The sequence below is a fragment of the Stenotrophomonas sp. OVS01A genome (assembly GCF_019969775.1).
Lineage (GTDB): Bacteria > Pseudomonadota > Gammaproteobacteria > Xanthomonadales > Xanthomonadaceae > Stenotrophomonas > Stenotrophomonas indicatrix.
Genome location: NZ_JAHXYV010000006.1, coordinates 144,394 through 165,281 on the forward strand (window position 1 = coordinate 144,394; position 20,888 = coordinate 165,281).

Genomic DNA, 20,888 nt, shown 5'->3' on the forward strand with positions numbered 1-20,888 from the left:
ATGCGCACGCTCCGCCTGCTGCTGCCCGGTGCCCTCCTGCTGCTGGTGGCCTGTTCCGGCGACACCCAGCTGCCGTTCTCCTCCGACCCGATGCTCGGCTGCTTCGCCACCAGCCCGCGCAAGTCCGCCGAGTTCCGCATCGAAAAGGAAGCAAGCCAGTACTTCGTCTCGTTCGAACGCGATGGCCACTGGCAGCGCGAACCCAATGCGCTGTACAAAGCCAGCCGCAGCGACATCCAGCAGTACTTCCGCGATGACGCCGACCAGATCGACAGCGCGCTGATCCGGATGGCCGGCGGCTTCGGCATCTTCCGCGTCAAGGACGGCGCCACGCTGAAGGCCCGGGCACGCGACAGCGACTACATGGCGCTGCTGCTGATCGGCGCCGGACCGGTGTATGCGGTGAAGTGCCAGTAGCGGCCACATTGCAATTCTTCCCATGGCCTCAGCGATGCCGCTGGCACACGCTGCCGGTTTCGAGGAGGAATTCCGATGACCGTTCTTCTCCTGCTGGCCGCAATCGTTGCAAAGACCCAGGGTGCTTACGACGAGGTGCGTGAGACCGCTGATGGCGAGATCCTGGTGATGCGTACCTTCGACTGGGAGATCGAAGGGCAACGCGCCGAGCGCGTAACCGTGCACTGGCTGCTGCAGGAAGACGGCAGCATGCGCTACGACTTCGACCGGCAGCCAGCCGCCACCCAGGATGTCCATCGCCGTTCGTGCGCGTTGCAGGGCATGCGGCCCTCACGAGGCGTCGGCCTCATCTCGGGAGAGGGAACCATCCACGGATTCAGCTGCACCGACCTGCGGTAGCGCCGCGTCCATGTCCGGCTCGGCTGCACAGCGCCTGCGGTACCATGCCCTCCCCCGAATCCTCCCGCTACCCACCGTGCCCCACTACTCCGGCCCCCTGCTGACCCGCGACAGCGCTGACACCCTGCGCCGTGCCCACGACAAGGGCGCCACCGAGTGGCCGGGCTCGCTCGATCTGGGCCGCAGCGAAGCGGCAGTACAGCTGGATGCCGAGGGTTTCACCTTCCGCGGCCAGCACTATCCGTGGCCGGGCAAGCTGAAGGACCGCACGCTGTACTACTGGGATGGCGAGGAGTTCTGCTCCATCTCCCGCTTCAGCGGCTCGCTGATCAAGCTGGTGCCGACCGAGTGGGGCGCACCGACCTTCGAGATCGACGGCATCAAGATGCTGCCGACCTCCAAGCTGTCGCCGTTCGAGGACGCGCGCCGCAAGGTCGAGCTGGTCGCCCCGGCGGGCAAAAGCCTCCTCGATACCTGCGGTGGGCTTGGCTACTTCGCCGCCTGCGCACTGGAGGCCGGCGTCGGCCAGATCCGCTCGTTCGAGAAGAACGCCGACGTGATGTGGCTGCGCACGCTCAATCCGTGGTCGCCCGATCCTGACTCAGCCGCCGCGGGCGGCCGCCTGCACTTCAGCCACGGCGACGTCTCGCAGCAGATCGAACAGGTCGCCAGCAACAGCGTCGATGCGATCCTGCACGACCCGCCGCGCTTCGGCATTGCCGGCGAACTGTACTCGCAGGTGTTCTACGACCATCTCGCCCGCGTCATCCGCAAGGGTGGCCGCCTGTTCCACTACACCGGCGCGCCGAACAAGCTGACCAGCGGCCGCGACGTGCCGCGCGAAGTGGCCAAGCGCCTGGAAAAGGCCGGCTTCAAGGCCGAGCTGGCGCTCGATGGCGTGCTGGCCGTCAAGCGCTGAGGCTCACTCGCCTTCCACCTTGGCCAGCTTCATCACCCACTTCGGTACTTCCGGCTCGCCGGCGTAAAACGCCTTGGGCTTGTTCTCGGCCATCGCCCAGCGGTGCAGCCAGCTCGGCCCATAGCGACCACTGTAGCCCTCGGCGCCGCGCGCATAGGCGGGGTCGCGCACGGCTTCTTGCAGCGACACGAAGCGATAGCCACGGCGCTTGGTGGCCGCCACCAGCTCGGCGAACGTCGCCGCGTTGAGCTCGTTGGCATGCATCAGCCACACCTGCGGCACCGCATACCCCAGCAGCGCCTGTGACTGCTGCTCGTAGTAATCCACCTTGTTCAGCATGTAAGGCACATAGCCCTTGCGCAGGCTCGCCAGCGTCGCCTCGCGCTGCGGTGAATCGGGCTGCTCGTTCATCACGTTGGCATAGGCGAAGGCCCATACCCACTCACCGTTGTCGACCGTCACCGGCGCAACGCGGTAGCCGTGCTGCTTGAAGAACACGTCCATCGCCACGCGGTCTTCCGGCGTACGGCCCGCACGCAGGTAAGGGTGGCGCATCCATTGCGGCGTCTGCCCACGCTCGGCCAGCAGCGGCCGCAGCACCTGCTCGCCGCGCAGGAAGTCCTGCTGGAATGCCGCTACGCCTTTGGCGTTGAGGTCCATGTGCGACCAGGTGTGGTTGCCGAGTTCGTAGCCGGCATCCAACCAGTCGCGCAGCATCTGCACGCGCGCCGGCTGCACCTGGCCATCCACTTCCAGCTTGTTTTCGTTGACGAAGCCCACCACCGGCACATCGGCCTGGCGCAGCTGCGCCATCAGTGCGGCATGGCGTGCCTGCAGATCGGCCGGCACGATCTCATCCAGGCGCGCCCACGGCAGATCGTCGATGGTCACCGCGATGCGCCGATCGACTTCGGCAGCGTGGACAGTCAATGACAACAACAGCAACGGCAACGCACGCAGGAACAGACGCATCGGTACATCCATGGGACCAGGATGCAGCGACTGTAACGCGATTGGCCCTTGCCGCCGAGTGTGGACCCGGCCGCAGCGCCAGAGCGGGTCAGTCGGCGATGTACTGCGGCGGCACGTGGTCGGTCAACCAGACACCATTGGCCGAGCGGTGGAATACGTGCCCATCGGCATGCATGCGCCCGGCATGCACGCTGAGGATCACCGGCGCACCGCGGCGAGCACCGACCTGGTGGGCCGTCTCCCGGTCCAGTGACAGATGCACGTGATGGCGCTCGCCCGCACGCAGGCCCTGCTCGCGGATCGAGCCGACGAAGCGCGGCACCGTGCCGTGGTACAGCCACTGCGGCGGCGCCACCGGCACCAGTCCAAGATCGACCGCGACCGAATGCCCCTGGTTTGCGCGGATACGCTGGCCATCATCGCTCAGTGCAAAGCGTTGCTTGTTGCAGCTCGCCACGATGTGCTGCAGTCCGCCACGGTCGAGCGCCTGCCCGTGTGCAGCCAGCTTCTGCAGCAGTTCGTCGACGTTGGCCCAGCCCTGGCCGTCCAGGTTCAACCCGATTTTCGCGGGTTCATGGCGCAGCACCAGGCTGAGGAACTTGCTGGTCTGCTTGAATGAAGTTTCCGTATTCATCTGCATAGCGTGCCGCAAAAGCGCCAGTTGGTGCCAGTCAGCGGCCCGCGCCAGCTTCAGAACCGGCTCAGCTGAGAGGTAGTGCGCCACAGCCACAGGCCGACCACCATCGCTGCCATCAGCAGTCCGCACAGGATGATGGCCAGCGCATCAGGTGCGTGCGGCGGCATCAGGTCGCCCCTGGCGAAGATCTGCAACAGCCATCGCCGTATCGAGGACGGGAGCGCATGTCCGTCTGGTGTCAGGTCTGTCATGCATGCTGCAGGCAGCGCAGTGGTGATGCCCGCCCACACGTGCTCATACAGTCGAAGCATCACGCTCGCCAGCAGCAGCGCCGCCGCATGCAGGGCAAGCAGGCCCCAAGCGCTGCGGCGCAGCGGTGCATCTACATAGCGCAGCCAGTGCACGCAGACCAGCAGCGTACCCAGCAGGGCCAGCACCAGCGTTGCCATCGGCAGCCAGCACAGCGGCTGCCAGTCGTCCAGCGCGCCGGCACGTGCCAACAGCTGCTCGGCAACCAGCATCCGGGCAGCAGGATCGGCACCGCCGCAGGCCAAAGACAGGGGCTCCAGCAGCAGGGCCACGCGCTGGTGGAAATGGCCTGCGGCCAAGCCCACCGACAGCAGCGCCAGCACCTGCAGCAGCAACAACATCAGGCCGGCGCCAAAGAAGCGTCCGAGGCGGGCAGTGAAGGCGGTCATCGACGTAGTCCCAGCGAGTGACGCGCATGCTAGCCAAGCCAACGGCCGCTGTCGGCTGGCAGATGCGACACGACCCTGGAGGATGCGCGATCATGTCCACTCCTTCAGGAGAGCTGGCGATGGTAGGGCTGTATCTGCTCGTGCGTACCCTGCTGCCGGTTCTGCTTGGCGGGTTGGTTGCGATGCTTGGCGCACGCGTGATCAATGCGCGGCTGGCCCGCCTTCCGCCGCGCGTGATTGCACTGCCGGATGACAGCCTGCTGCCCAGCCCCGCTGCACAGCGCCGCTATCGCCGCATGCTTCGGCGCAGACCGCGCCTGCAGCGCTTCACCCAGCCGCCCAAGGTGCCGCGCAGCTGGGTCCTGCTCGCGGCAATGGCGTTCATCGGCACGGTGGGCCTGACCGTCTACCTGATGCCCGATGGCCCCCGCTTCCAGGTGCTGGTCGAGAGCACCTTGGGATATCCCTCCACCGTCATCGAGGTCCGCGCGCCCATGCAGCAGCAGCTGCACCTGCTGGACGCCTGCGCACCTGTGCTGCACCGCACTGTCCGCCCCATCACCATGCGCTACCGCAGAGCCCGTACCGGCAATCTGGTCGAGGTGCACGGAGTGCTGCCGGTGCAGGTGCGGCACCGCGGCACGCTGCTGCAGGTGGCCACGGCGCAGCCGGTGGATGCGGCCCTGCTGCGCGACGCACTGTACAAGTGCAGCGCATCGTCCAACGTTACGCTGACGATACAGCCGCACACCGTCGCGCCATGGCGGGAATGGGGTTGGCAGCCGTGGCCGGGGCGCAACAGCCAGTAAGGCTTCAACCGCGCGGCAGTTTCGCCGCCCACATGTTGTCCACCAGGTTCGGGTAACGGCGCCCGTTCTCCTCTGCCCGCTGCCGCGCCGCCGCCTTCTGCGCCTCCGTCAGCGGCTGCGTCTTCTGGCCCTTCGGGTTGGGCTTCTTCCAGGGCGGCGTGCGGGCAGTGGGCATGTGCGGATGATGCCGTAGTCGGTGTTACTTCTTCAGGAATTCCAGCAACGCCAGATTGAAGTCATCGGCGTGGCTGGTATTGCAGCCATGAGGTGCATTCTTCAGCACCACCACCTCGCTGCCGGCGATGGCCGCATGCGTGCGCTTGCCCGAACCTTCGAACGGCACCGTCGCATCGCTGTCACCGTGCAGCACCAGCGTCGGTACGGTCACCTTCTTCAGGTCCGCACGGAAATCGGTGGTGGCGAACGCCTTCATGCACCCCAGCGCAGCGGTCTGGTCAGATTGATGGGCAAGCGCGATGGCGGCCTGGCGCTCGTCCTCGGTGACCATCAGCTTGCCGTCGGCACTGAAGAAATCGCGGGTAAAGCCGTCGAAGAACGACTCCCGGTCCTTCTCCAGCCCCTGGCGCATCTCATCCGCCTTTTCCTGGGTCAGCGGCCCTTCGGGATTGTCCGCGCCCTTCAACAGGTACGGCGGCACGGCCGCAGCGAACACCACGCTGTGCAGGCGGTCTTCACCATGGTTGGCGATGTAGCGCGCCACTTCGCCACCGCCCATCGAGAAGCCGACCAGGGTGACATCGCGCAGGTCGCGTTCGTCGATCAGGCCGGCCAGGTCAGCGGCCAAGGTGTCGTACTCGTAGCCATCGGCGGGCTTGTCCGAGCGCCCGAAGCCGCGACGGTCGTAACTGATCACCCGGTAACCGGCATCGCGCAGCAGCGGCACCTGCGCCTTCCAGGATTCGGCAGACAGCGGCCAGCCATGGATCAAGATGACCGGGCGGCCGGTGCCGCCGGTATCTTCAATGTGCAGTCGGACGGAGGAGGTAGCCATGGGAACTCCCGGGGGAAAGAGGAACCCAGCCTAGGCAATCGCACCGGAGCCGCCCGTGATGGATCCGGCTCAGGCCATGACATCGCGTACACGGGCACCGGTCAGCCGGTACATCGGTTCGCACCCGCCAGCACGGCATTGGTCGGGCCCTGCACCGGTTTCGTCATGCCCCGCTTACCGTGCGCCATCGCCCATGCCAGTCTGCGCCGGTCCTCAATGGAGCCACGCCATGCTGCTCGCCCTGCCCCTGCTCGCCGCCGCCGTCGCCGGCACCTCCCCCGCCAGCGACACCCTGCGCGAGCAGATCCGCGCGGCCGACACGCAGCTGTTCGCCGTGGCCTTCGATGCCTGCGATGCCGACAGGGCCGCCGCGATGACCACCGAAGACATGGAGTTCTTCCATGACAAGGACGGCAAGTCCGCCAACAGCCGCGAGGACTTCCGCCGCAGCGTGGCCAGCCTGTGCGACAACGCGCGCAAGGGGGGCTGGCACCTGCGGCGCGAGCTGGTGGAGAGCTCACTGCAGGTCTTTCCGCTGCAGGACGATCGCGCCCTGGAAATGGGCGATCACCGCTTCCATGAGCGCGGCGCCGATGGCGTTGAACGCTGGACCGGCCAGGCCCGTTTCATCCAGGTCTGGCGCCGCGTGGATGGCCGATGGCAGGCCGAGCGGGTGATTAGTTACGACCACCGCCCGGCAGACAAATAGACATCACCGCCGCAGCGCCCGCTCAATCGCGCAGGTTGCTGGCGCGCGTCAGCATCCAGCAGCCGTAGCGGCGCGCGAAGGTGTAGGTATCGCGCTCGGCGTCGCTGCCGAAGGTCACGCGCTGCCCGTTGTCATCGATCGCTTCGATGCGTGTGGGCGCGTTGTAGGCGCCGGCGCGCATGCGCTCCAGCGCGGCCGGATCGCGGCTTACCGGCGAAGGCACGAACAGATTGAACGCGGCCAGGTAGCGGTAGTTGAAACGTTTCAACCGCGCGGCACCCTGCTCCAGCACGACGTGCGTGGGCGCCAATCCCTCGTGGTCGTCACGCACGGTGTGCATCGGCACCTCGTACTCCAGTGGGTCCGAGGTATAGCGCAGGCGCACCCGGTCATCGGCCGGGTCGGCGAAGCGTTGCAGGAAATGGGTGAAGTCCTGCGAAGGGCAAGCGGGATCGTCCGCCGCCACGGGCGTGTCAGCCACCGCAATACCTGCGCAGACCCACAGCCCCACGCCCAGCAGCAACCGCGCAGCTGCCTGCCCCCGTATCCGGTTTGTCTCCCCGTGCACCACCCTCTCCCTCCATCCCATTGCAGCCGGGCGCCATCCCCTGCACCCCGGGCCACAGGCTAGCAACAAAGCGGTTACCGGCGCAGCCCACGACCGCTTTACACTGGCTACATCCGGCCACACGGTAGCGGCCACATGGAGCCCCCAATGACCCCTGATGATTCCCTGCACCAGCAGATCCGCCAGAACGTAGCCGCACTGGACGAGAAGCACGGCCGTGCGTTCGACGCCACCAGCGAGAACGTGGCCGCCAGCCTGGCCGTCAAAGCCCGCGAACAGGGTCTGGAACGCGCCGACCACGTGGTGGTGAGCAACGCCACGGCCAACCTCCCGGCCGGGCACAACATCTTCGTGGTACAGGGCGACCCGGCCAACCCGGCGCACCTGCGGGCGATGCTGCCGACCGCCGTGGCCGCGCAGACGCCGGCCGAGCAGTCACTGCAGAAGCTGGGGCTGGGCGGACAGCAGCCAGTGCAGGCCGAGCAGCAGACGCTGGATGCACAGGCGCAGGATCAGCAGCAGAACCCTGCGCATCGCATGGGATGAATGCCGTCAGGCGTCGATGCCATCGGCGCCTGTCGCATGGGCCGGTATCAGCCCATGCGCGGCTGAGCGTGCTGCGTCTGCTGCAGCTGATCTTCCTGCGCGACGCGGCTGGCCTCGCGGCCCTGATGCTGCACGCTGGCTTGCTGGTACACCTCTTCCACCGTGCCCTGCTGGGCATCGGCCAGCGAAAGACGCTGGCGGTTCGCTGCAGGGTCCGGTGAGGCGGTGTCGCCCGTGCGCTGCAGGAAGACATAGCCCGGCGAATCCACCGCACCGCCACTGCTGAAGGCCACCTGCAAGGTATCGCGTTCGGTGTAGCCACCCTGCACCGCCAATCGCGTCAGGTGGCCCGCCAACAGCTCGGGCTGCTGTCCCGGCGGCAACCCTTGGCGCTCGGCCGCGTCCCCCAGCGCCGCACGCACCCGCTGGTCCAGCGGATGCAATGTGTCACCCGGCACACGTGCGTCGTTGGCCAACCGCTCACCGCTGCGCTCACCGATGTCGTCGTTCTCGCTCAGCAAGCGATGCTTCCACGTGCGCTCGGGCATCGGATTGGTCTTCGTACGATTGAGATCGCTGTTCGGGAACGGCGGCTCGATGCTGTCCACGCCGTGGATGTTGCGCAGCGGGCGAAAACCGTCCTTGCCCGCGCCCTTGCTGTCCAGGGGAATGCGGACATCCGGAAAGAGCTGCCCTGCGGGACCTCCAAAAGCATTCACGTCGATACTTCTTTTCCGCTCGATGCCAGCGTGGTTCAGCGCTTCCCAGGTGAAGTCCACGCAGTTGTGGCGCACGTCCTCGTAGTGCTTGCTGAAGCCGAATTTCTCCGGATCCGAGCCGAAGGCCTCAAGCTTCTTGTATTGCTCTTCGCTTATCTCGAGGGTGCGGGTGTAGCGTGGGTCTTTATAGACATCTGCGTCATCCGGCATGATGTCACCGGGCCCGTTGATGCTTCCGTGTACCTTGGGCGCGAACCCGAAACTCTTCGCGGGCTGGCCTGATGCATGCAGGACATAGAACATATGACCTGGAGAGGATGTCTGCGGAACACCGTCAAGGACCTCCTGTCGACCGGTCTTCGGGTCCATCAGAGGCGTGCCAGGTGCGGCGATGACGATCTCTACGGTATAGCGCGGCTTATCCATAAGGTGGCTCCTTCAGTTCCTTCCGAGGGTGAGGTGCTGACTACTTTCCAACCGGGCGGGCGGCGTGGACCTTCAAACGAGCCGAATAGTGCTTCAACTCGGCGCTGGGCTGAACCGTGCGCACATCCAGCCGGTAACGGGCATCAAGATCCAACGGCAGGGCAACGATGCTCCATCGATACTGGCCACCGCTGCCCGCGCTCAACGCTGCATAGCGCCAGGCATTGGATGCGTGCCATGCAGGAAGCGGCTTCCCCGCGTTGAGCGCGAGTGCCTGGTAGCTGTCATGGGTGGGGACGTCCTGCCAGGCACCTGCGCCCCATCGCTGCAGTGACACCTCAAAGGGAAGATTCAACCTGCGCATGTCCGGTTCGCCGTTCTCGCGCCCGCCTTGCCGCTGCACCTCAAGCTCCAGCGCATAGGTGCGGCCTGGATCGAAATTGCGCGCATTCGTCTCGAACTCGAACCGCATCTCCTGGCCGGGCCGATCCAACGTAATCGGCTGCGTCAGTTCCAGTGGTTCGGGTGGCTCCGGGATGCGGCTGGAACAGGCACCCAGCACGGTGCTCAAGATGATCAACAGGCCGACGCGCAGCCAGCGGTGGATACCCAGCATGTTCAGATCCTTTGGCTCCCTGCCATGGGTTTCAACCCTAGCGGGTTGGCGGTGGGGGCCGCAACCGGGCAAAGAAAAAGGCAGGGCAAAAAGCCCTGCCCTTTTCCAGCAGCCAGCTGCCGGGCATGACCCGGCACCATCCCTTACAGCTGGATACGCGCCACGCTCTCGTCCGAGCCCTTGGCATCCTTCTCGCCGTTCTTGATGCTCACGTACAGCACGTTGTTCCTGGCATCCAGCGCCAGGCTGTTCGGGTGCGTCGGCACGGCGTAGGTGGCCACCTTCTGGTAGCTGTCGCTGTTGTACGCGGTCACCGTCCCGGCTTCGCGGTTGGTCACGTACAGGCGCTTGCGCGGTGCATCCAGCAGGATGCCCAGCGGACCGGCGTCGGTCGGGATGCTGGCCAGTTCCTTGCCATTGCTGCGGTCGAGCACCAGCACGCGCTGGCCCGGGTGCTTGCTGACCAGCCCGCTGCTCTTGGCTTGGTAGCCACGCAGCATTTCCGAGCCCTGGTCGGTCACGAACAGGCGCTTGCCGGCCGGGTCCAGCGCGATGTTCATCGGCTGCTCGGCGGCAATCTTGTGCTGGGCTTCGACCTTGTTGGAGTCGGTGCCGACCACCACCAGATCGGCCAGCAGATTGCTGGTGTACACGCGCTTGTTGGCGGCATCCAGCGCCAAGCCCGGCGCCTTGGCGTTGCCCAGGCCCGGAATGGTGTTGATCACCTTCAGGGTGTTGGTATCGATCACGAACAGCACGCTGCTCACATCCGGCTGGCTGCTGTGGCCGGTCACGTACAGGCGGTTGGCGGCACTGTCGACCACCAGCTCGCGCAGGTCGTGGGTGTAGGCGGCCTTGCCGTCCTTGCCGGTCTTCTTCTCCATCAGCTGCACGGTGCCGATGGCCTTGTTCTGTGCGGTATCGACCACGGTCACCGACAGGTCCACGGTGTTGCCCACGTACAGGCGGTCGTGGGCGTCATCCAGCACCACGCCGAACGCCTTGCGCTCCAGCGGGATGCGGGTTTCCACGGCCAACGTGGTCGGGTTCAGGCGCAGCACCTGGGCCGGGCCGGCGTTGTCACCGAAGCCACCGGACGAGGCAACGAACACGGCGTTCTGCTTGGGGCTGTAAGCCAGCTCATACAGGCCCTGGGCGATGGCCTGGCGCTGCACGGCGGTGGCGGGGCTGGTGGCAGCGGCGGCTTCAGCGGCGAAGGCGGTCGGAGCACCGAGGCTCAGCGACACGGCGACGGCCAGCGCAGCCGAACGGAAAAGGGAATTGCGGATCATGCGAGCGTCCTTCAATGGGCACGGAGGGTGTCCTGGCTCGCGGGGCCGTTCTTCGACGGCCCGGCCCTGCATCTGTCTGCGCGGGGTGGGCTGGCTGGGTAGCGCGGGAATGGTAGCAGGTAGGGGCCGTGGCGTCCGCCTGCGGATGCCTGGCGGACGCGCTGTTCGGTGTTGGGCGCCTACGCCATGCGCGGGGCGTGGGTCTGGGCCAGCTGCTGCTCTTCCTGTTGACGCTGGGCATCCCGCTGCGGCTGTGCCTGCGCCAATTGCTCGATGCGCTCGAACGAGGCTGCCACCGGCGTCTGCGCGGCGACGTCTGCCGGCAGACTGGCGCGCTGATGCGCCGGGTCGCTGCGATCGCCCTGCACGATGAAGAGGTTGGGGGCGGCATCGCCACGGCGCTCGCCGAGCAGCACATCGTCTACGCGCGTGAACTGCTGCTCCTTGGAGAGCGCCAGAAGGCTGGCGCTGACGTTGCCGTTCTGGGCGCCGAAGGCATTCATGGCAACCACGCGCTCGTGGATCTGATTCAGTCGGGGATTGTCGGCGTGGTTGGGGTCGCCCGGCGTACCGGTCCAGGCCAGTGCATCCGCGCGGGCTGGGTCACTGGCGTCCGTGGACCACCGCTGTATCGCATTGGTCTGCACGGGCATCGGCTTCCATTCTTCCCGATCCAGCTCGCTGCCTTTCACTTGTGGCCGGATGCTCTGCACCGGTCCGATGTTGTCCAGCACCTTCAACGTACCTTCGTACGTCTTGAACTCACCGAAAATGGTGTTGCCGTGAATACCGGCGTGGTTCAAGGCGCCCCAGGCGAAGTCCACGCAGGAGTTGGAGGCGAGGTTGTAGTTCTTTGCATCGAAGCCGTGCTTCGCGGGATCTTTCGCGAACTCGATGATCTTGTTGTACTGCTCGTTGCTGATCTCGATCGTTCGCTGGTAGCGGGGGTCCTGGTAGACCCTCACATCATTGGCGTCCACCGAGCCGTGACTGCTGCCATCTGGCTCGATCTTGCGGGTAAAGCCAAAACTCAGCGGATCTGCCTTCTCGCCGACACGGTTGAGGGACAGATACATATGGCCGACATCGGAGTCTTCCAGATCAATCCACTCACCGCCCCGCATGCCGCGGCGGGGCGTGCCCGGCGCCGCAAGATGTATGGTGACGGTGTAACGCTCTGCTGCATCCTGCATGATTTACTTTCCTAGCGAGTAATACGCGGCGATGAACTCGACCTGCATCCCCTCGAACTCAGGGCGATCTTCGACAATATCAACGGTAACGCGATACCGACCCGGATCAATCAAACCTGCATCGGCGATCTGCAGAACCTCATAGAACATATCCTCCGACTGGAGCCCGGCCTGCACCAAGGGATAGGCGTCCACGCTGTCTTGGAACAAACGTTCGACGCGGCCATCCTGAGGAAGCCTTTGCCAGCCGCGGCCATCATCGGACGACCTTGAAAGCGGTATGGGCGACGGCTTTGCCATGTCCACGCGCTCCAAGTGAATACGCGTCTGAAACTCCGCGCGCCTGAGGCGTTCAGCAGCTTCCGATACAGCCTTCTGCTCAGCCCCCTGCATTCTCAACCCGAGCTTCAGCCAGGACATCTGCGGGTCGACCACCGCCGGCGCCTCAAAGGTGACATCCACGATGCGCCCCGCCTTGTCCAACCGCACGCCTCGCGTGAATGGCACCACGGTACGTGCCTCGGCCTCAGCCCGGGTCAAAAGCTTCGGCACGTCAGCCGGCGGTGAGTCGCTACCGCAGCCCACCAACAAGGCAAGCGCCGCAGATGCAACAACCGCAAGCACCACCCGCATCACTGCTCCTTCAACCGCAGCGAATCGGCCACATCGGTCTGTGCCGCCACCTCGGTAGCGATGCTCGCGCGGCGATGCCCCGGGTCATCGCGGTCACCCTGCACGATGAAGATGCTCTCGGCCTCGTGGCTGCTCTTGGTAGGCCGGCTGAGCAGCACGTGGTCCACGCGGGAGAGGTTGTTCTGCTTGGCCAACACCAGCAGGCTGGCGCTGATGCGCTGGCTGGTGTCGTCGAAGGTGCGCCCGTGTGCGGCGTCCAGCTCGGCCACCTTCTGGATCAGCTGCGCGAACAGCCGGTGATCCGGGTGCGAGGGGTCCAGCAGCGTGCCGGCCACTTCCATCGGGCTGGGCGGCGGCTCGTCGCTCGGGCGACCGCCTTCGCGGTGCAGCTCGGCCTCGCGTTCGGGCATCGGGTGGTGCTGTTCGCCATTCAGCTCGCTGGCCGGGAATGGCGCCGCAATGCACTGGATTTCCGGCAGGTTGAACAGCACCGCAAACTCGCCCAGGTTGCTGCCGCCGTCCAGCGGTGCTGGCTGCGAATGCAGGCCAGCATAGTGCAGCGCGGCCCAGACGAAATCGCTGCAGCGGTTGATGGTGGCCGGGCGATCGACATCGAAGCCGAACTCGGCCGGCTCCTCGGCGAAATCGCGCAGGCAGCCGTAGTGCTCCTCGCTGATTTCCAGGGTGCGGCTGTAATACGGGTCGCGGTGCTCGTCGGCGTCGTCGTGTACGACCTCGGCGTACTGCACACCGGCAGCGGTCTCATCGGTCGGCAGGCGCGGCGGTGCGAAGCCGTAGCTGTGTGCTTCCTCGCCGGCGGCGGTCTGGAAATACATGTGGCCGCGCGGTGAGCTGCCGCCGCTGTTCAGCGGGGTGCCGGGCGCGGCCAGAAAGAGGGTTACCGTGTAGCGTGTTGCTTGCTCCATGCCTGCTCAGCCTTGTTGGGTACTGCGGTCCTGGCCGGATGATCGCATAGGTGGGTTCGCGGGCAGGTGGAGAGAAAAGCAGCACAGGGGCCGAAGCCCCCGAAACTGTGATCTACCATGCAGTACTCGGCCCGGGTCAGCCCATTTGCATGGGCGCCCGGCTCTGTTCCAGCACGGGCTCCTGCTGTACCGCCAAGGCGCGCTCCTGCTGGCTTTGCGAAATCTGCTCGACCTTGGCGAACGACTGCTCCACTGGCGTTCGGGCTGCTTCCTCTGCCGTCATAGAGGCTCGCACATGCGCAGGATCGTTGAGCTCGCCCTGCACGACGAATAGCCGCTGTGCTGAGCCATCAGCGGGGGTATTGCCCAGTACAACATGATCGACGCGCTCCAGCCCATTTTCCTTGGCGGTGGCCAGCAACCCCACCGAGATGCGCTCACTAGTCTCGTCGTAGGCCCGGCCGTGCCTCTCATCAATGCCCGCTACGCCCTTGCGGATGGCATCGAGCATCTCGCGATCGTTGCCTGGCAATTGCTCATCGCTGATGAGGCGTTGCTTCAGGGTTCGCTCCGGCATCTTGTTGTAATGCTCGCTGTTCAACTCACTATCGGGAAACGGTGCGCGGATGCTGCGGATGTACTCGACATTGGTGAGTGGCTTGAGGCCACCTTGGAAATCCTTGTCCTGCATGAACAGTGCATTGGTGCGATGGAGCCCCGCATGATTCAGTGCACCCCAGGTGAAATCAATACAACTGTTGTTGAGCCCGTGATACTGCGTATTGAACCCGTGCTTGTCCGGCGCTGCACCAAATTCCTGTAGCTTTTCGTACTGATCTTTCGAGATTTCGAGCGTTCGTTGGTAAAAGGGGTTCTGGTATTCCCGCGCGTCAGAGTCATAAACCTTGCCGGGACCAGTCGTCGCCCCGTGCTCCTTCGGCGCAAAACCATAGCTAGTGCTCTCACGGCCATTGTCCACCGTGTAGTAGACGTGGCCCGCGGTAGATGTTCCGCCCTCCAACAGTGGGGTTCCTGGCGCCGCAACGTAAATTGTCACGCGATATCGTTCGTCCATGAATCGCTCCTATTTCGACTTGTGCTTGTAGGCGACCATCAATTCTGCCGGGATCGGCGCGAGATGTACCGGTGGGTCAAGTAATTCCACACTAAGGCGGTACCTGCCCGGAGAGAGGTTCTGGCCCCATGCCATCGCCAGCTGCTTGTAGTGCCCCTGCGGATTGGACAGACCTGCCGCTTCAAGTGAAGTGTCGTCCACGTCATCAAGCCAGACCATTGAAACCTGTCCATCAGCGTTGATCGGCACGAGAGTGGCGGCCGATCCCAGCTGCTGCTCAACACGGACGAGTGGAGCATTTGCGTCACCCATTTCTCCAAGTTGAATAAGGTGTACGCGTGCAGGCAGACCAGCGCTTCGAATCATCAAGGCCCGCTCCATCGCTACGGCACCATCTTCCCCACTTACGCGTACAGCAATCAAGAGGGTTGGACTGGCGCTTCTACCGGGCGGCTCCAGATTGAACTCTACGACCATGGGCTCGGCCATTGACGTCAGAGTAAGCGGCCTGACAAGTGGCACATTGTTCTGTGCAGCACTTGAAGAAGTCTCAGATCGCGGCGGGGAAGTCTGTGCCTGGCAAGCGATCAGCAGAAGAAAAGCAAAGCATGCGCCGGCTCCCAGCATCCGTCGTCCCAGTCGCAGCATCGTCCATCCTCGCGTCAGCCTTGATTGATAGGTGTGTTTTCACCAGGCCTTCTTATACACCCTGGCCTAAAAGCAATCTACGACGACTGTCACTACAGAGCGGACGGTTACCGCCGGGCCCGCAGTAAGTCGAATTCACATCCCATGTCTTGAGACGCACTTCAGCCATCCTCCCCTCCCCCACTGGAGGATCACCATGACCCAGATCGATCCCACATGGCTGGAAGCCTTCGACAAAGAGCTCCTCCACCTGTTCGCCATCGACCATAGCGATGCCGGCATCGATGAGTATCTGCTGAGCTGCTATGCAGACCTCCCGCCGCGCGAAGCAGCACTGGCGTTCGGCAGCGACTACGACCTGGAGCGCGACGACGCGCTGTGGCCACGGCCGGGCATGCCTGTGTGAGCCGTGCAGCAGTCCGGCACGCCGGCGTTCAAGGCAAGCGCTGCCTGGGGATGGCCGCTATGCTGGCAGCGCACCGGAATGGAAACCAAGCATGCCCCGTTCGAACACCGCTCTGGCACTGAACCTTGTTCTGATGCTGCTGGGCGCTACACCTGCCATGGCCTTGGCGGCAGACCCGCAGGTTTCCACTGAGGTGTTCGTAGAGCGCGGTGACAACCCCACCTTCGAGCTACCGCAGGCGCCCGCCGTTGTGTATTCAACGGCCCCTGCCACGCCGCCCGATACCTTGCTGCAGGTTCCCATGGAGGTGCTTTTGGTTGCTCAATTGGATGAGCTGGGCCACGTTTCCAACGTGATGGTGGCGCGGTCCAGCGGACTGCGGGAGATTGATCGTGCGGCCTTTACCGCCGTGGACAAGTGGCGCTTCGAACCGGTTGTGGTTGGGGGCGTCGCGCTGCATGCGCGGGTTCGGGTCCGTCTGACCTTCGTGCCCACGGCCGAGGCGCAGCCCGGCTGAACCGCTGATCCAATCTGTCGTAATTGGTCCTACTCCGTGGGACTGGCTGTGGGCAGCCTGCGTCTGGGGCCAATAGCGCCAAGCCCTTCAAGACCGTTGCGGCGCAATCGCCTGCCGGCTTAACACCGTGTGCGACAATCCCGAATGCGTCAGGACTGGCAATCGTCAGTTCTGCAGTTTCTTGGCATTTGGCAGCTGCGCGGGTATCTCTTGGCGTGCCACCGAAAAATGGGTGGCGCGGGACTCGAAAACCCGCCTGAGTGTCAGATGTATGCGCTTGCCAGCCGGCGTCACTTTTGTGTGGCGCCGGCTGGCAATCCGTTCGCGTTCCATGGCGGGCGGTGCGTGGGGGTCTTCGGACCCGCCGGTCTGACACTCACCGGTTTTCGAGCCACGCACCGTCCGCCGCCATTATTGGTGGCGCTGCTATCTGTCCCTGTACGGAGCATTGCCATGAACACATCGGAATTCCGCTCTCTCCATGCGCAGCACGACCCGGCCAACACTGAAGTCGAGCGCGAATCGTCCAGCGACCCCAACACCTTCGTTGCCACGCTGCACCGCATCGGCACTGGTGCGGCGGCGGACGGTCAGCCTTGGCCGGAGCGGCATCAACTGCCTGGGCGTTGTCTTGAGCTGGCGGATGCGGACTGCGCGTTGGCTGGGCTGCGCGTGGTGGCGGAGCTGATGTTGGCTGCGGAGCGCACGCGGCAGAATGGCGCGCCCGAGGAGTATCTGGGGGATCGGATGATGGAAGGGTTGAAGATGGCTTGTGTGGCGTTGACTGCGCAGGTGGCTGAGCGATTGCAGGTGCGGGGATAGTACCTACGCGAAGAGCCTGGCGTGATGCGGCGGTGCTGCCGTAGCGCGCCACATGAGGGTGCCGCCCTTTGTTGTCACCACCGCGCTCATGTTGATGGCCCCGGCGATCTCGGACCACTGCCTTCCCCAGGCGACGCTGGAGGTGAAGGTCTACCGCAGATTGTCGGATGCTGAGTTCAGGCTTATTCAGAAGGAGGGCAAGGCGTTTGCCGAGGCACGCGATAGCCAAGGGCTGGTGGTGAGTCCGAGGAATGAGGGCGAGGGGTACTTTGAGGTGTGGGCTGACGGGGAACCGGTGATGATGGTGGACAACTCCTCGATGCAACTAGTGCTGACGGCGGTTGCTGGACATTCGGCGGAGCGGGTTCCGAAATTGCAGGATTTGCAGCAGCAATGGCGGATACGGGCGGGGACGGATTGGGAGCGGCGAAGCTGATCTGCGCAATCAGCAAAGGCGAGTCATTTGGGGCATGCATGCCTGCCGTGCCTTTAGGACTTGCCAGCGACGACAAAACATCCCCGAATCCGGGGATGCTGCTGGTGCCCAAACCTTCGAGATGCGAAAGAAATACAACCACTAGAGGTCAGGATCTGAAATCAAATGAGGCCGAAAAGTCGATATCCTGACCACGAAACCATGCGAGAACCAGCGCCTGCTTCTTAAACCCCCTTGACCAGGCTTTGCGCGCCTCCTCCTTCGACACACCAAACTCATATGCTAGTTGACTTTCCGAGGAGCCCTCACCACGCCTCTTCCCAATCTGAAGATCAAGGTCGTGCGTTACTAATTTCTTTAAGAAAATAATGCCAGCGCTTTCAAGATCGCCCTTACCGAACTCCTGCTTCAAGGAGGCCTCGCACTCCGCCAGCGCGGACTGGGCCGCGCCCAACCCAACCAGTTCCACAATCCGCTCCATAAGATTGTGGATCCAAGACTCATAAGACAAACTCATTACAAGGTGCCCCCACTCCATTGTCCGAATGCTGCTATAGCTTGGCAGTTATAGCACGTCTGCGACGCCCTCCGCTTTCAGTAGCCAGTAGCGGGGCTCTTTAGAGTCAAGATTTCATCGTAGCGGCTTTGGCCGCCAACTGTTGGGCATAGGCGGCAGGTGTGAGGCCGTCCAGGATCTTCTTCGGTCGCCCCTCGTTGTATTCCCGCCGCCAGGTTTCGATCTCGGTCCGGTCGTGCAGCAGAGTGGGAAACCAGTGCTCGTTGAGACATTCGTCGCCCAAACGGCCGTCGAGACTCTCGATGTAGGCGTTCTGACTCGGCTTGCCTGGCTGGATCAAGCGCAACTGCACGCCTCGCTCGTAGACCCAAGCCACCATCGTCTTGCCGCAGAACTCCTTGCCGTTGCAGGTCTTTCACCGCCATGCCGGCCTCTGCCCCACGCAGGAAGCCGATGATCTGCTCTTCGGAAAAGCGCCTCTCCACGTCCAATCTCCGTCTCGTTGGGGATTGAACTCCAAATCGCCGTGCCACTCAAAATCGGGATGACGTCCGCCCCATCAGATGCTAACAACTCAGGCATCTAATCTGCGCAAACTGAACGCAATACAAATACTCGACCGAGGCATCACTTCTTCCATCTAACTCGAGCAGCTAGGTACTCGCCTATCGCAATAGAAACGACCACATGCCCTCCACTATCAACAGCCAGAAATCGGTATCTGTTTTCTTGCACATCCAGCCAATCGGATATCACCAGAGGAGGAAATGGCTGAATCATCTCACCAGTGCTCGAAGTCAAGGTTGGTTGAATAACCATCATTCGACTGACAGCCCTAGACCCAATCTCACCGAAAGTCTCAACTACGTGGGGTGCATCGAACGCCTCACGTTCGGAATCAACTAGAGACATCATGGGTGCCCACCACACTTCCTCAGGCTCACCAAGATTCCAAGCCGCAAGCTCGAAGCATGCGTGTCCTTTTGCGAGTTTAACCAATACGCGACTCAGTCGCTCGCGGTCAAAAGAGTACTGAATGAGCCCTGCTTGCTCCGAGCGCCCTCCGTCAATAAGCGCTCGCAGACGCGCGGACCTTGCAAGCGTCGCTGCAATCAACTGCCTTCGCATGTCACTCGGATCCGAGCTTCCCACCCTTACAACTTCAATTAGACAAGCCACGTATTGCTCGTCTCTGGAAAAGCCCTCGTTGCACTCTTTGCATGACCCAACTACCGGAAGGTTCTCCGGATAAGGAATGTCAAGGAATACCTTTGAGGGTACATGCTCCCTTGTCTCAACTGCCATTCCACAGTAGACGCATCCCGAGAACAACCTTTCGTCAGAGTAATCCTTAACTTGATCCATCCCCTTTCCCTTGCCCCGCCAAGCCAGAACTTCGACTCACCCCGTTCGAAGCGGATGCTCATGGCATGGAACATTACCCAGTGGATCCAGCCACAAGCTGACACCATCTATTGGTCCATCTTACCGGAACGGTCGCCTCACCTGGTGCATCCACAGGTTTCCTGCCATGATGGCCGTCGCCCCCCCTTCAGGCCCATTGAAACCCGCCGTGAGTAGCGTAAACTAGGGGGTTGCATAGAAAATACCTTTACCTGCACAGATGGTTGGCGAGACTGGGGAAGCTCATTGAAAGAAGAATTTTTGAGCGTGATGGACCTTTTCGCCGGTTGTGGCGGATTTGGATTGGGGCTCGAGCAGGCGGGGTTCACGCCAATCTATGTTAATGAAATTAACAACGACGCTCGTGCGACCTATATTTCCAATCGAAAGGCAAAGCACAGCTGGTTCTCAGAAGGCCTCGACAGAGAGAAGTGGCTCAATCGCTTTAGTTCGGCGGATGCGAGAAGAATCACGAGGCGGGAAACGCTCGACAAGCTCCAAAGAGACATCCTGTCAGAGTTTGGCCTAGATCACGGGGAGATTGATCTCATCGTGGGGGGCCCCCCTTGTCAGGGCTTCTCGGGCATAGGACATCGCCGATCCTACGCAGTAGCCAAAGAGGATGTTCCATCAAACCACCTTTACAAGGACATGGCTCGAATTATCGACAGGCTGCGTCCAAAAGCATTCGTCTTCGAGAACGTGCGCGGCCTGCTTACTGGGAAGTGGACGTATTACGGCGAACCTGGGGAGATATGGAAGGACGTCAAGAAGGCTTTCGCCGGAATTGGTGATTATAAGCTCGCTGCGGAGCTGGTGTATGCGAGAAACTACGGAGTCTGTCAGAACAGACCGCGCGTAGTACTTGTGGGAATTAGGAGCGACATAGCGGGAGGGGTCACAAGCAAGAGAGATGTTGACGCCATAGATGGCACTGGGATATCCAGCGGGTTCCTTCCCGCCGGGGATGTGTCGCGTGCGCCATCAATTGTTGAACTCCTTGGCGACCTGGTTGATCCCTATTACCAGAACGGCGGGTCGACAGCTGCGTATCCCTGTCAGGCATTTAGTGAAACGCAGATCGAGCTGCGCCGCTCTCATGACGGTCTCACCATTGCTCGGCAGGGCGACCCGGTGTCGGAGCATGATTACAGCAAGCACAGCCCTCCCGTGCTTATGAAGTTTGACGCAATGCTCAAAGGCAACTCTTTTGAGTCAACGAAGAAGTTCGCCCAGCGCGTACTGCCTAAGGAATGGACCGAGAAAGGGCCAACCGTGACCGCCACCTCCCTACCTGACGACTATGTCCACTTCGAGCAGCCCCGCACACTCACTGTTCGCGAATGGGCAAGACTTCAAGGATTCCCTGACTGGTACCAGTTCAAAGGTAAACGAACAACCGGCGGCATCAAGCGGGCCGGAAACCCTCTGGAGGGCATTCATGAGCGAGAGCTTCCGAAATACACCCAGATTGGAAATGCCGTACCGGTGCCAATGGCGAAAGCAATCGGGGAGCATTTAGCGGGAATAATTAGGCGAGGCTCAGTCCTCACCGCCTAACGGGTCAGCCTC

Annotated in this window: 27 protein-coding genes and 1 pseudogene; 11 read left to right on the forward strand and 17 right to left on the reverse strand. The window is 62.9% G+C overall.

What is annotated here, in order from left to right; translation table 11 throughout:
* The 3 genes from LC407_RS17825 to LC407_RS17835 all read left to right on the forward strand — a co-directional run bounded on the left by LC407_RS17825 (position 1) and on the right by LC407_RS17835 (position 1,735).
* Positions 1-417 (forward strand): hypothetical protein, encoded by a 417-nt coding sequence (locus tag LC407_RS17825; protein WP_025879201.1) that lies wholly within the window; start codon positions 1-3, stop codon positions 415-417.
* A gap of 75 nt (positions 418-492) precedes the next feature.
* A complete protein-coding gene (locus LC407_RS17830) occupies positions 493-816 on the forward strand; it encodes a hypothetical protein (protein WP_223483319.1) in 324 nt (107 codons plus the stop codon).
* Between the two features lie 76 nt (positions 817-892).
* The gene (locus LC407_RS17835; RefSeq protein ID WP_088101288.1) at positions 893-1,735 is read left to right on the forward strand and encodes an MnmC family methyltransferase; all 843 of its coding nucleotides are present in this window, start codon (positions 893-895) and stop codon (positions 1,733-1,735) included.
* A 3-nt stretch (positions 1,736-1,738) separates the two neighbouring features.
* On the opposite strand, the gene LC407_RS17840 is transcribed toward LC407_RS17835, so the two are convergent.
* From LC407_RS17840 to LC407_RS17850, 3 genes are all read right to left on the reverse strand, one after another.
* The gene (locus LC407_RS17840; RefSeq protein ID WP_223483320.1) at positions 1,739-2,707 is read right to left on the reverse strand and encodes a polysaccharide deacetylase family protein; all 969 of its coding nucleotides are present in this window, start codon (positions 2,705-2,707) and stop codon (positions 1,739-1,741) included.
* 88 nt (positions 2,708-2,795) lie between these two features.
* A complete protein-coding gene (locus tag LC407_RS17845; RefSeq protein WP_223483321.1) occupies positions 2,796-3,341 on the reverse strand; it encodes an RNA 2'-phosphotransferase in 546 nt (181 codons plus the stop codon).
* A gap of 56 nt (positions 3,342-3,397) precedes the next feature.
* Positions 3,398-4,042, reverse strand: a complete 645-nt coding sequence (locus LC407_RS17850) for a hypothetical protein (RefSeq protein ID WP_223483322.1) — start codon at positions 4,040-4,042, stop codon at positions 3,398-3,400.
* A gap of 92 nt (positions 4,043-4,134) precedes the next feature.
* Here LC407_RS17850 and LC407_RS17855 point away from each other — a divergent pair, with 92 nt between their 5' ends.
* Entirely contained in the window at positions 4,135-4,851 is a 717-nt protein-coding gene (locus LC407_RS17855) for a hypothetical protein (protein WP_223483323.1), read from the forward strand.
* Positions 4,852-4,855: 4 nt separating this feature from the next.
* Here the strand turns inward: LC407_RS17855 and LC407_RS17860 are convergent, their stop codons facing one another.
* Positions 4,856-5,026, reverse strand: a complete 171-nt coding sequence (locus LC407_RS17860; protein WP_099782623.1) for a hypothetical protein — start codon at positions 5,024-5,026, stop codon at positions 4,856-4,858.
* 24 nt (positions 5,027-5,050) lie between these two features.
* Positions 5,051-5,863 carry an alpha/beta hydrolase gene (locus tag LC407_RS17865; RefSeq protein ID WP_025879208.1) on the reverse strand — a complete coding sequence of 271 codons (813 nt, stop codon included), beginning with the start codon at positions 5,861-5,863 and terminating at the stop codon, positions 5,051-5,053.
* Positions 5,864-6,092: 229 nt separating this feature from the next.
* Here LC407_RS17865 and LC407_RS17870 point away from each other — a divergent pair, with 229 nt between their 5' ends.
* Complete coding sequence (locus LC407_RS17870) at positions 6,093-6,572, forward strand: nuclear transport factor 2 family protein (RefSeq protein ID WP_223483324.1); 480 nt, start codon at positions 6,093-6,095, stop codon at positions 6,570-6,572.
* 22 nt (positions 6,573-6,594) lie between these two features.
* Here LC407_RS17870 and LC407_RS17875 read toward each other — a convergent pair whose 3' ends face one another.
* A complete protein-coding gene (locus LC407_RS17875; protein ID WP_223483325.1) occupies positions 6,595-7,053 on the reverse strand; it encodes a hypothetical protein in 459 nt (152 codons plus the stop codon).
* A 234-nt stretch (positions 7,054-7,287) separates the two neighbouring features.
* On the opposite strand from LC407_RS17875, the gene LC407_RS17880 reads away from it, so the two are divergent.
* Positions 7,288-7,686, forward strand: a complete 399-nt coding sequence (locus LC407_RS17880) for an XVIPCD domain-containing protein (protein ID WP_223483326.1) — start codon at positions 7,288-7,290, stop codon at positions 7,684-7,686.
* 47 nt (positions 7,687-7,733) lie between these two features.
* Here the strand turns inward: LC407_RS17880 and LC407_RS17885 are convergent, their stop codons facing one another.
* The 8 genes from LC407_RS17885 to LC407_RS17920 form a co-directional block, all read right to left on the reverse strand.
* Positions 7,734-8,831 (reverse strand): hypothetical protein, encoded by a 1,098-nt coding sequence (locus LC407_RS17885; RefSeq protein WP_223483327.1) that lies wholly within the window; start codon positions 8,829-8,831, stop codon positions 7,734-7,736.
* A gap of 40 nt (positions 8,832-8,871) precedes the next feature.
* Complete coding sequence (locus LC407_RS17890; protein WP_223483328.1) at positions 8,872-9,447, reverse strand: hypothetical protein; 576 nt, start codon at positions 9,445-9,447, stop codon at positions 8,872-8,874.
* Between the two features lie 143 nt (positions 9,448-9,590).
* Positions 9,591-10,739: a YncE family protein gene (locus tag LC407_RS17895; RefSeq protein WP_223483329.1), complete on the reverse strand. Its 1,149-nt coding sequence runs from the start codon at positions 10,737-10,739 to the stop codon at positions 9,591-9,593.
* 179 nt (positions 10,740-10,918) lie between these two features.
* The gene (locus LC407_RS17900) at positions 10,919-11,932 is read right to left on the reverse strand and encodes an XVIPCD domain-containing protein (RefSeq protein WP_223483330.1); all 1,014 of its coding nucleotides are present in this window, start codon (positions 11,930-11,932) and stop codon (positions 10,919-10,921) included.
* A gap of 3 nt (positions 11,933-11,935) precedes the next feature.
* Positions 11,936-12,565 (reverse strand): hypothetical protein, encoded by a 630-nt coding sequence (locus LC407_RS17905; RefSeq protein ID WP_223483331.1) that lies wholly within the window; start codon positions 12,563-12,565, stop codon positions 11,936-11,938.
* Positions 12,565-13,491, reverse strand: a complete 927-nt coding sequence (locus LC407_RS17910) for an XVIPCD domain-containing protein (RefSeq protein WP_223483332.1) — start codon at positions 13,489-13,491, stop codon at positions 12,565-12,567. Before LC407_RS17910 ends, LC407_RS17905 begins: the two co-directional genes overlap by 1 nt.
* 136 nt (positions 13,492-13,627) lie before the next feature.
* Positions 13,628-14,566 carry an XVIPCD domain-containing protein gene (locus tag LC407_RS17915; RefSeq protein ID WP_223483333.1) on the reverse strand — a complete coding sequence of 313 codons (939 nt, stop codon included), beginning with the start codon at positions 14,564-14,566 and terminating at the stop codon, positions 13,628-13,630.
* Positions 14,567-14,575: 9 nt separating this feature from the next.
* Complete coding sequence (locus tag LC407_RS17920; protein ID WP_223483334.1) at positions 14,576-15,214, reverse strand: hypothetical protein; 639 nt, start codon at positions 15,212-15,214, stop codon at positions 14,576-14,578.
* 196 nt (positions 15,215-15,410) lie between these two features.
* Between LC407_RS17920 and LC407_RS17925 the strand changes: the two genes are divergently transcribed.
* The 4 genes from LC407_RS17925 (at position 15,411) to LC407_RS17940 (ending at position 17,395) form a co-directional block, all read left to right on the forward strand.
* Positions 15,411-15,620 (forward strand): hypothetical protein, encoded by a 210-nt coding sequence (locus LC407_RS17925; protein ID WP_223483335.1) that lies wholly within the window; start codon positions 15,411-15,413, stop codon positions 15,618-15,620.
* Between the two features lie 91 nt (positions 15,621-15,711).
* Positions 15,712-16,137 carry a TonB family protein gene (locus LC407_RS17930; RefSeq protein ID WP_223483336.1) on the forward strand — a complete coding sequence of 142 codons (426 nt, stop codon included), beginning with the start codon at positions 15,712-15,714 and terminating at the stop codon, positions 16,135-16,137.
* A gap of 453 nt (positions 16,138-16,590) precedes the next feature.
* A complete protein-coding gene (locus tag LC407_RS17935) occupies positions 16,591-16,959 on the forward strand; it encodes a hypothetical protein (protein WP_223483337.1) in 369 nt (122 codons plus the stop codon).
* 52 nt (positions 16,960-17,011) lie between these two features.
* Entirely contained in the window at positions 17,012-17,395 is a 384-nt protein-coding gene (locus LC407_RS17940) for a hypothetical protein (protein ID WP_223483338.1), read from the forward strand.
* Between the two features lie 148 nt (positions 17,396-17,543).
* Here LC407_RS17940 and LC407_RS17945 read toward each other — a convergent pair whose 3' ends face one another.
* The 3 genes and pseudogenes from LC407_RS17945 to LC407_RS17955 all read right to left on the reverse strand — a co-directional run bounded on the left by LC407_RS17945 (position 17,544) and on the right by LC407_RS17955 (position 19,277).
* Positions 17,544-17,912 carry a hypothetical protein gene (locus tag LC407_RS17945; protein ID WP_223483339.1) on the reverse strand — a complete coding sequence of 123 codons (369 nt, stop codon included), beginning with the start codon at positions 17,910-17,912 and terminating at the stop codon, positions 17,544-17,546.
* Between the two features lie 106 nt (positions 17,913-18,018).
* Positions 18,019-18,327: pseudogene (locus tag LC407_RS17950) on the reverse strand (transposase); the annotation flags it as partial.
* 212 nt (positions 18,328-18,539) lie between these two features.
* Positions 18,540-19,277, reverse strand: coding sequence for a hypothetical protein (locus tag LC407_RS17955; protein ID WP_223483340.1), 738 nt, complete (start codon positions 19,275-19,277; stop codon positions 18,540-18,542).
* Between the two features lie 309 nt (positions 19,278-19,586).
* Between LC407_RS17955 and LC407_RS17960 the strand changes: the two genes are divergently transcribed.
* Positions 19,587-20,876, forward strand: a complete 1,290-nt coding sequence (locus LC407_RS17960; RefSeq protein WP_223483341.1) for a DNA cytosine methyltransferase — start codon at positions 19,587-19,589, stop codon at positions 20,874-20,876.
* The last annotated feature ends 12 nt before the right edge of the window (positions 20,877-20,888 follow it).